Source organism: uncultured Dialister sp., assembly GCF_937959425.1.
Taxonomy (GTDB): Bacteria; Bacillota; Negativicutes; order Veillonellales; family Dialisteraceae; genus Dialister.
The window spans coordinates 1-4,388 of sequence record NZ_CALGPS010000111.1 but is presented as its reverse complement, the minus strand read 5'-3'; the positions used below and the strand labels follow the sequence as shown (position 1 = coordinate 4,388).

The window sequence follows — 4,388 nt, the reverse complement described above, 5'->3', positions numbered from 1 at the left end:
CATTCAAAATGACAACTTTTTTTCGGTCGATGCCTTAACGCAATAGCATTGCCCTATTCAGGGGGGGGGAGAATATGCCACTCTACACTTCCCTATAGACTCAAGTAGCACAATGCTGAGCGTCCATAGTGCCCCCTGAACAGGGGGAAAGGTGGTGGTGCAGCCACCAAAGGGGGTGCGCCTTTCCATCGCCCGCCAGGGCGGTTGTATGGTTTTACTAGCTCACTAGTACACCAGACCAGCCCACCAGCTCACTAAACAATACCGGTTGGCAGTAAATGGCCCGTCTTCAATGTTCCCCCTTATCCTGCCACCTTTGCCTGAAGTTTCCCTATCCAGGCATTTCATGGCAAAGCAAAAAGGCTGTGAAAAAACGCATGGCATTTTTTCACAGCCTCCGGTCATATGATTTCATCCTTATTCATAATGGAGCGCATCGATGGGATTCAGTCTTGCCGCTTTTTGGGCAGGATAGAGGCCGAAGATGAGACCGATGAATACGGAGAAGAAGAAGGAGCCCACGATAGGCGTCACCGAGAGTACGGTAGGCAGGGAGGATACCAGAGGAATGGCCTTTGATATGGCGATGCCTATGAAGACGCCTATGAGGCCGCCGGCCACGCTGACTGTCACCGATTCGATGAGGAACTGGACAATGATCATGTTGTAGGTGGCGCCCAGTGCTTTGCGGATACCGATTTCCCTTGTTCTTTCGGTGACGGATACAAGCATGATGTTCATAATGCCGATACCGCCTACGAGAAGGGAAATGGCAGCAATGCTGCCCAGGAAAATGGTGAGGGTCTGGGTGGTGGATTTCATGGTTTCCATGAGGTCCTGGGAATTCTGGATGGAGAAATCGTCTTCCTTCCCCGTCTGGATGCGATGGCGGGTGCGAAGAAGATTGGTCACATCCGATTCGATCTGGGACAGGTCATTGGCATTGTCGGAGGAAATGACGATGTTGTTCACGTAGGTAATGTGCATCATTCTTTCCTGTACCGTGGTGAAGGGAATGAGGATGCGATCGTCCTGGTCCATGAAGGAATATCCCTTTTCTTCCAGTTCACCGATGACGGTGAATGGATTGCCGTTGATGCGGATTTTCTGGCCGATAGGCGATTCTTCGCCGAAAAGGCCATTGGCCACGGTTTTACCGATAATGCACACCCTTGCCCGGGCGTTGTATTCCTTATTTGTCCAGAAACGGCCTTCCGCCACGTTCAGACTGGACAGGGTGGCATAGTCCTCGGTGCAGCCATACACCCGGGTGGTCCAGTTTTTGTTTCCATTAACCACCAGATAGCTGGTGGTTACCAGAGGCGCCGCATAGACGATATTCGGCAGGTTTTTAATGGCCAGGTAGTCCTTGTAGGTCAGAGTCTGCAGGGAGCCTGCGGCGGCACGGATGCCCGGTTTTCTGCCGGTGCCGGGGGTAATGGTGATAGTATTGGACCCCAGGCTGGAAATATCACCTTCGATCTTGTTCTGCACGCCGTAACCGATGGACATGAGGGCAATCACTGCCGCCACGCCAATGATAATGCCCAGCATGGTGAGAAGAGACCGCATTTTATTGCTTACAATAGAGCCCCAGGCCATAAATATGCTTTCAATATATATGTTCGTCATGGCAGAGGCCCCCTGATATCCTTACTGATATGGCCGTCAGACAAAATGACGTGCCTGCCTGCATAGCCGGCCACGTCCAGTTCATGGGTAACAAGGATGATGGTCTTCCCCTCTTCATAGAGTTTGGTGAAGATTTCCATCACTTCCCTGGTGGAACGACTGTCCAGGTTGCCGGTAGGTTCATCGGCCATAATGATAGCTGGGTCATTGATGAGAGCCCGAGCGATGGCCACGCGCTGCCGCTGACCGCCGGACATTTCCGCCGGCATATGGCCCAGGCGGTCGCCAAGGCCTACGGATTCCAGCATTTTACTGGCCCTTTCTTTTCTTTCCTTTTTATAAAGGCCGCCGTAAATCATGGGAAGGATGACATTATCCAGAGCAGACAGACGGGGAAGGAGATTAAAGCTTTGGAAGACGAATCCGATTTTCCTGTTTCTTGTATAGGCCAGTTCGCTGTCACTCAGGTTGGCCACTTCTCTCCCGTCCAGGAGGTAGGAGCCCCTGGTAGGACGGTCAAGACAGCCCAGAATATTCATCAGCGTGGATTTGCCTGCGCCGGATGGGCCCATAATGGAGACGAACTCCCCTTTTCGGATGGACAGGTCGATATGGGTCAGTACCGGCACTTCTTCTTTGCCGATGTAGTAACTCTTGCCAATGCCTGCGAGGCGGATGACCTCTTTTTCATCTGCGGAAACCATGATTATAACCCCGGCCCGGGTCCACGCTTATTTTTGTTCGTAGGCGTAGACTTTTCCTGGGAAACGGAACCGCTGACTACGATTTCATCGCCCTCGTGGAGACCGTCCAGGATTTCCACTTCCTTATCAGTGGTAATGCCTGTGGTCACATAGGCCTTCGTCACACCGTCCCCGTCTTTCACATACACATAAGACCCTTCCGAATCACTCCGGATGGCTGTCACCGGCACCTCAAGGGCATTGTCACTTTCCCTGCCGTGGATAGTAGCCCTGGCAGTCATGGAAGGATAGAGACCCTCCAGCTCGTCCTGGTTAATTTCCACATACACCGTGTAATACACCACGGAGGAAGAAGAACTGGAAGAGGAGCTGGAAGAAGAATACTGCTTCTTGGAAATATCGGTTACCATGCCGTGGAAAGTCCTGTTCGGATAGGCGTCTACCGTGAAATCCACATTCTGTCCGACCTTCACTTCACCGATATCCGTTTCATCCACCAGAAGTTCGATACGCATGGCAGAAAGATCTGCCACCCGCACAATCACCATCTGGCTGGAGAGCCCCTGGGAAACAGTTTCCCCTTCTTTCATGGGTTCGCCGATGACCACGCCGTCCATAGGCGAAGTGATGACCGTATCATTTACATCGGCCTGGGCCTTATCGTAGGCAGCCTGGGCATTTCTGTACTCCAGGCGGGCATTATCCATTTCCTGATAGGAAATGGCTCCCTGATTGTACAGGGCATTCAGACGATTGAAATAGGACTCCTTGTTTTCCAGTGTATTCTGCGCCTGCTTCATGGTAGACGTAAGGGCCTTCGACTCGATGGTGGCCAGCACCTGCCCCTTCGTCACCTTCTCGTTCTGCTTCACATACACCTTCTCCAAAGTGCCCGATGCAGTGGCAGACAGATCTACACTGTTATCCGGCTCAATAGTGCCGGTGGCATCTACAGTAAGCATTACATTATCCCGCTTCACCGTGCCCAGCGTATAAGTTTCCTTCTTTGCCTGGTGGGTATGGTTATACCAGTACCATCCCCCGCCCAGCGCAAGGACAATAATCAATACTACAGCGATGAGTACCTTTTTCTTCATACTACCGCCTCCTTACATGAATAATAAATGAAATAAGATGTCCCCAGATTGTTATATTATATCACGAAGAGCAGCAAAGTTTACATACCAAAGATAATCGCCTTATCAAAAAGAGTCTGTGAAGAAACAAATATTTCTTCACAGACCCTCTGAGAGAAGTAAATCCTTAAAGAAGCACCGATGAATCAGCCAAACTGGAAAGCCACCTTGCCAAGCACATGGTCCACCGGCACCGGGCCGATGAAACGGCTGTCGGAACTGTGATTGCGGTTATCCCCCATCACAAATACCATGCCCTCAGGCACCGTATAGGAACCATCCATGGAAAATTCCATAGGCTCATGGATATAAGGTTCATCCAGCTCATTCCCGTTGCGATACACATGGCCGTTCTTAAACTCCAGCTTGTCTCCTCCCTTGCCGATGACACGCTTCACCCATACATTATGCCCCTGGGAAGACTTGTCAAAAATGGCGATATAATTCTTCAAAGGCTCATCCAGATCATCCATCCAGGACCGTTCCCGATGGGTACGGCTGTCAATGATTACAATATCCCCATAATTAGGCATCTCACGCAGCACATGGCTGATTTTGGAAACGATGAGATACTCCCCGTTCTTCAGGGTAGGATACATGGACTCACCGGATACCTTGGTAGGGACGAAAAGAAAGATATGAATCACCATGGCCAGAAACAGGGCCACCACGAGGGAATAAATCCAATCTAAAACTTCATGCATGAAATTCTCCTTTGTATGTACATTTGAAATAATCACTCCGCGTATGTTTCATTGTACAACATCAGCCCTCATTCTGCCAGTTTTTAAATGGAGCCGATCGGCGGCATGGGTTCAGAGGGTTCCCTCCCCCACCCTATTGTGCCCCCGCTTGCGGGGGAAAGGTGGTGCGCTAGCACCAAAGGGGGTGGGCCCGTAGGGCCCGTGGGGAGGGG

General features: G+C 51.0%; 4 protein-coding genes. All 4 read right to left on the bottom strand.

Translation table 11 applies throughout. The annotated features are described in order from the left end of the window. Positions 1-417 precede the first annotated feature (417 nt). The 4 genes from Q0482_RS04790 to lepB all read right to left on the bottom strand — a co-directional run bounded on the left by Q0482_RS04790 (position 418) and on the right by lepB (position 4,176). On the bottom strand, positions 418-1,632 hold the full coding sequence (locus Q0482_RS04790) for an ABC transporter permease (RefSeq protein ID WP_299144070.1): 1,215 nt from the start codon (positions 1,630-1,632) through the stop codon (positions 418-420). Beyond that, a complete protein-coding gene (locus Q0482_RS04785) occupies positions 1,629-2,336 on the bottom strand; it encodes an ABC transporter ATP-binding protein (RefSeq protein ID WP_299144069.1) in 708 nt (235 codons plus the stop codon). The genes Q0482_RS04790 and Q0482_RS04785 overlap by 4 nt, the downstream gene beginning before the upstream one ends. Before the next feature lie 2 nt (positions 2,337-2,338). After that, positions 2,339-3,433: an efflux RND transporter periplasmic adaptor subunit gene (locus Q0482_RS04780; RefSeq protein WP_299144067.1), complete on the bottom strand. Its 1,095-nt coding sequence runs from the start codon at positions 3,431-3,433 to the stop codon at positions 2,339-2,341. A gap of 185 nt (positions 3,434-3,618) precedes the next feature. Then, complete coding sequence (gene lepB / locus Q0482_RS04775; RefSeq protein WP_299144065.1) at positions 3,619-4,176, bottom strand: signal peptidase I; 558 nt, start codon at positions 4,174-4,176, stop codon at positions 3,619-3,621. Positions 4,177-4,388: the final 212 nt, after the last annotated feature.